Source organism: Streptomyces sp. NPDC005805 (assembly GCF_040630445.1).
In the GTDB taxonomy this organism is placed as follows: domain Bacteria; phylum Actinomycetota; class Actinomycetes; order Streptomycetales; family Streptomycetaceae; genus Streptomyces.
The window spans coordinates 1-5,296 of the sequence record NZ_JBEXXN010000105.1; the positions used below are offsets into that span (position 1 = coordinate 1).

A 5,296-nucleotide genomic window follows, 5' to 3' on the forward strand; every position below is an offset into this window, starting at 1 on the left:
GGTGGGTTGGGGCTGTGGGTTACCTGTTTTTTCGTGGTTATACGCGCGAAGCGCGCCAGGGCATGCCCTGGCGCGCTTCGCGCTTATCCCCTCGAAAGACCAGAGGCGTGTTGCATTGAGGCGTTCGCCACGCCGATGGATACGCAGGGTGACACCCGGCTATTGGCAAGGCTGTGATCACGGGGCGCAGAATAGCTTCGATGCGGCCCAGACATCAGCCGAGACCGGGCGGCGGGGTCCGGTGCACGCTCTGTACCGCCGCCACGGCCTTGGGCACGACCGGCCACTGGATCGCGGAGCTCAGGGCGTCCAGACGTCGCCGCACGCTGGTGGCGATGCCCTTGCCCAGGACGAACCGGGTCGGTGTGACCGCCCGTTCGGCTCCGGCGAGCAGTGGCAGCGCCTGGGCGCTGCGTATGCCGGTGTTGCTGAGCACGAGGTGCCGCAGCGGGTGCGGCTCGGCGGCCAGGCTCGCGGCGATCGCCGTCGTCGCCTCGGTGTCGACGCGGTTATCCGGGGCCCCGAGGACCGCGGCGGCTTTGACCCTGCCTAGGTCGAGCAGTTCGACGTCCGCCGCCACGGCCGCGGCGACCAGCTCTGCGACGGCTGGCGCGCCGAGCCCTGAGCTGGCGAGGGAGAGTCGTCGCAGACGCCCGCGCGGCGCCCGGCGCAGCACCTCCGTCACGGTGTACGCGCCCGCGTCGCCCAGGCCGGACGCCGGGACGTAGAGCTCATCGAGCACACCTGCCTCCAGCAGCGGCCCCAGCGCCTCCGCCCCGTCCGGGCCGAGCGGGTTGCCGCCCAGGTAGAGCCGCTCAAAGCGGCGCCCGGAATCGAGCACGGCGCGGGCCAGCCGGGCCAGCCCGGCAGCGTCCAGGCCGGTCTGCACCAGGTCGAGCGTGCGCAGCTCAGACGCGGCCGCGATCAGCTCTGCGCTGGCGTGCCCCGCCAGGCTGCCGAGCGGGTTGCGCTTGAGCCAGAGCCCCACCACGGCCTGCGGCGAGGCCCGCAGGTGGTCCGCGATACGGCAGGCGCCGACGGCAGTGATGCCGTTACAGCCGAGGTAGAGCGTCTGCACGCCGCTGCCCGCGCTGCGGGCGGCGACCTCGGCCGCGCCGTCGTCGCCGAGCCCGTCCGTCCCGAGTAGCAGGTGCCGGATTGGCCCCGGCTCTCCGTCCGTCTCCGCCCGCGCCCGCAGCGCGTCCGCGACCAGCGCCGCCCCGTCTGGGCCGACCTGCGACTTGCACAGGTCGAGTCGGCCGTCCGGCAGCACCGTTCCAGAAGGGAAGTCCACCCGCTCCTCGGTGGCCCGCCCGGCCCGCAGCCACGCCAGCAGCGGTCCGAGATCGACCGGCCCGATCACCACGCCACCTCCTGGTAGTCCTTGAGGAAGACCCCGGAGACCGGGTGCCCGGCCTCGCCGCGCACGATCGGGTCGTAGATCCGGGCCGCGCCGTCGACCACGTCGAGCGGCGTGCGGAAGCCGCGGTCGGCGATCCGGCTCTTCTTCGGAGCCGGGTTCTCGTCGGTGATCCAGCCGGTGTCCACCGCGCACATGTGCACGCCCTGCTCGGCGAGATCGGCCGCGCTGGTGCGGGTCAGCATGTTGAGGGCGGCCTTGGCCATATTGGTGTGCGGATGCCCGCCCGTCTTGTTCCGCACGGCGAACCGGCCTTCGACGGCGGTGACGTTGACGATGTAGCGACGTGGACGCGGCGAGGCCAGCAGCAGCGGCAGCAGCCGGTCGCACAGCAGGGCCGGTGCCAGGGAGTTGACCAGCTGGGTCTCCAGCACCTCGGCCGGGTCCAGCCCGCCCAGCCGGGCCGACCAGGAGTTCTCCGGCGCGGTGTCCGGCAGCAGCCCGGCCTCGTCGACCGCGTCCAGGACGTGGCCGGGTCCGCCGGTGGCCTCCAGTTCGGCGGCGGGCCAGGCCGGGGAGAGCGTCGGCATCGGCGTGAACCCCGGCGCGTGGCACACGAGTTCACGCAGGCTGGCGGGGAGCGCCTCCCGTTCCCCGGCCGTGAGGCGGGCGTACGACTCCGGGGGCCGTCGCAGGGTCTGCGCGGCGTTGTTGACCAGGATGTCCAGCGGACGGCCGCTCGCGCGCAACTCCTCGCACAGACCAAGCACTTGGCGAGGGTCACGCAGGTCGATGCCGACGACGGTGAGCCGGTCCAGCCACGCCGAGTTGTCGGGGGCGGCCTGGAAGCGGCGCACAGCGTCGTGCGGGAACCGCGAGGTGACGACAAGTTCGGCGCCGTCACGCAGCAGCATCAGCGCCAGCTGGAAACCGATCTTCACCCGGCCGCCGGTCAGCAGCCCGCGTCGTCCGCTCAGGTCCGTGGTCAGCCCGCGCCGGGCGGAGTTGTCGGTCGCGCAGACGGGGCAGAGCCTGTGGTAGAAGGCGTCCAGCTGCTGGTAGGGCCGCTTGCACACGTAGCAGCGACACGGCTTGAGCAGCTCCCCGGCGGGCTCGTTCCCAGACGGCACGCTGAGCGGGGCGTCCTCACGACGGGCGGCGGCGCCCATGGCGGTCCGCGCGCGCAGCGCGGCGTCCGCCTCCCTCGCTTCGTCCCGTCGCTCCTGGCGACGTAGCCGCCGGCCCCCGCGCGCGAAGGACTCGGCGACGCGCTCCGCCCGCAGCCGTGACGGGTCGTCCACCGGAAGTTCGCTGAACGCACGGACCAAACGCGAGAACTCGACCAGCTCCGCGTCCCGCACCGCTGCTCCCGTTCCGGTCGATCCTTCGATGCTGTGCGGTCCCGGCCGGATTCGAACCGGCGTTTCCACCTTGACGGGGTGGTGCGCCTGCCTCTGCGCTACAGGACCTGGAACTACAAAACACTCGTGTCCACTATCTACCATCCAGCACCGACAGTCCTCAGAGTATTGGCTACCCTTCGGCATGCCGGCTCCGCTTTGCTCAGATGATCTCATCTTCAGGGGTGGGAAGAGTGGGGTTGTAGGCGGGTGGAGGTATGTGGAGGTGGTCGGTGGTGTAGTCGCCGAAGCGGAGCACGTTCTCGCGCCGGTAGGGGCTAACCACCGCCAAGTCGCTCGCTTTGAGGGTCCAGCCTTGGGAGGCCATGCAGGAGAGGGCGGTGGTCATATCGATGGTGGTGGAGAAGATCACGCTGGAGGCGATCAGGTCGAGGAACTTGACTGCCTTGTCCTGTAGCTCCGGGTCGCGGCTGGTCAGCCAGCCGGCGTTGCCGAAGTGCAGCCACTTGGTGAACCCGTTGTAGGCCTCGGCCTTGTTCGTGGCCTTCTGGATCTGCTCCCGAAGCCCAGGGTCCGAGAGGTACCGCAGAAGCACGATGGTGCGGACGGCGCGTCCGACCTCTCGGAAAGCTTGGTAGATCTGGTTCTTCCGGGACCGGTTGTTCAGCCGACGCAGTAGCGTCACCGAGGAGACCGTGCCGTGCTGGACGGAGAGGGCGACCTGCATGAGGTCGGGCCAGTGGCTGCGGATCAGCCCCCAGTCGATCGCGGTGCGGGGGTCGGTGGAGAACAGCGGGTCGATGTGCCGGTAGCGCACTGTCGGGTCGGGGCGGTGGAAGGTGAGGTCCTGAAAATTGCGGATCCTGGGCAGCAGCTCGATCCCCAAGACATGGGCGAGTCCGAAGACAGGGAATGACTGCCCCTGCGTGTCCGCATGCACCTGCTCCGGCCGGGCGGCCGACTGGTTCTGCAGCAGGGAGTCGATCAGGTAGACGGCCTCCCACACGCCGCAGGGCACGAACCGGGAGAACAGTGCGAGGTAGGTGTCGGCGACCAGGTGGTGGGCGATGCCTCCGTAGCCTCCGTAGCGGATCGACGTCTCGGCGAGGAGGTTGTCGACGGCGGCATCCATCATGGTCCCGTCGACCGCCGTTACCGACCCGTCGCCCCAGGCCCGGATCAGGTCCAGATCAAGGTGGGCATCGACTACGTCGGCGCCGGCGCGGGCCAGGTTCTTCGCGGTGCAGTGGCGTTTCGCGATCGCGGCCAGCTCGTGCGCCGACAGCGTGCTCATGTGCCGGGCGGCCTGGGTGGCGCCGAGGCCGGAGCCGTAGGTGAACGCGGTGACCACATACCGGGCCAGTGGTTCCTTCAGTTTCGGGTCCGACCCCGACAGCGGGCCGAGGCGGTGCCACCAGCCGGTCCAGTGCGCGGCCCGGGCCAGGTGCTCCAGAATGCCGCGGGCCGGCAGACGTCGGTCCAGCTCGGCCTCCAGAGCCGCGGCGGACGCGGTGCGCTCGGCTCCCTCACGCCTCTTGAGCGAGGGCACCCCCGTGACCGGGTCGATCGTCAGGTCCGCGTTGTCCGGGTATCCGGCGTCCACCGCCTGCGCAATCATGGTCAGCTGGTCCCTGAGATTGTCCACGAAGCCGTCGACGGTGGCCGGAAGGCCGGCCTGTTGGCAGAACAGGGGGATCTGCGGCTCCACCCGCTCCCAGGGCAGCAGCATGCTCGTCCAGTCACCGAAGTCCTCGCCACCAACGACGGCGACATCCCCGCAGCGGAGCTCCTCGACGAGGTAGGTGAAGACCATGGCCTCGAAGTGCCGGCGCACCAGCATCCCAGGTTGGTCCTTCGCATACACCGTCGTGCGCCACTGCTGCGAGGCGAACGACAGATCCAAGGCCGGACCGTCACCCGTGCTACCGGGGATCAGCTCACGAGTCAGGTGCCGGTGAGCGACGGCGTGCTCCAAGGCATCCAGGACACTGCGGTCCCGGGAGGTGGGCACGAAGGTGAGAGTCCGGGCGAGCTTGAACATCGTCGGCCGGTCCGGGCGGAAGAAGCGCTCCACCAGCGGCGTCCAGTTCCCGCCCCGGTACGCCGCCAGCGCCTCGATCTCCGCCAGCTGCGACTCGAACCCGCCACCGGACTCCACCACCTCACGGATGCGCTTCACCGCCAACGCGTCCTCCAGGCTGTCCTGACCGCTCTGCTCGGCGTGCTCGTCGACGACATGCTCCTTGAGCACCATCAGCACGTCCCTGTAGGCAACCAGCAACTGCTCGGTGGACGCCTTGTGACGCTGTTCCAGAGCCGTCAGCTCCTCCTGGGCCCGCTTCGCATGCCGGGCCATCCGCTTGGAGAACATCACCACGAACTCATCGCGCACCCGCGCCCTGGCCTTGGCCACCGTGCACGCGAGCAGCGCGGTCCGCCGCGGCTCGGAGACATCGAGCATCTCACCGACCGATAAGACCCTGGGGTCTGGTGCACGATCGGGTGACATCTGAACTGGCTTGCCCTGTGAGGCAGGTGGGAAGGATGTCGCTGTGCCCAAGCCCTATCCGGAAGA

Annotated in this window: 3 protein-coding genes and 1 tRNA gene; all 4 read right to left on the minus strand. The window is 69.9% G+C overall.

Annotated elements, in window-relative coordinates; all coding sequences use genetic code 11:
- Window positions 1-214 precede the first annotated feature (214 nt).
- The 4 genes from ABZ457_RS30305 to ABZ457_RS30320 all read right to left on the minus strand — a co-directional run bounded on the left by ABZ457_RS30305 (window position 215) and on the right by ABZ457_RS30320 (window position 5,182).
- Window positions 215-1,366, minus strand: coding sequence for a ribonuclease inhibitor (locus ABZ457_RS30305; protein WP_359164199.1), 1,152 nt, complete (start codon window positions 1,364-1,366; stop codon window positions 215-217).
- Window positions 1,360-2,721: an SDR family oxidoreductase gene (locus tag ABZ457_RS30310; protein ID WP_359164203.1), complete on the minus strand. Its 1,362-nt coding sequence runs from the start codon at window positions 2,719-2,721 to the stop codon at window positions 1,360-1,362. Before ABZ457_RS30310 ends, ABZ457_RS30305 begins: the two co-directional genes overlap by 7 nt.
- Window positions 2,722-2,757: 36 nt before the next feature.
- Window positions 2,758-2,829: transfer RNA gene (locus tag ABZ457_RS30315), tRNA-Asp, on the minus strand.
- Window positions 2,830-2,923: 94 nt separating this feature from the next.
- Window positions 2,924-5,182: a transposase gene (locus tag ABZ457_RS30320; RefSeq protein WP_359164206.1), complete on the minus strand. Its 2,259-nt coding sequence runs from the start codon at window positions 5,180-5,182 to the stop codon at window positions 2,924-2,926.
- Between the last annotated feature and the right edge of the window lie 114 nt (window positions 5,183-5,296).

Coding starts and splice junctions, on each gene's coding strand:
- ABZ457_RS30320 (WP_359164206.1), bottom strand. CDS start 5,182: ATGCTCGATGTCTCCGAGCCGCGGCGGACCGCGCTGCTCGCGTGCACG.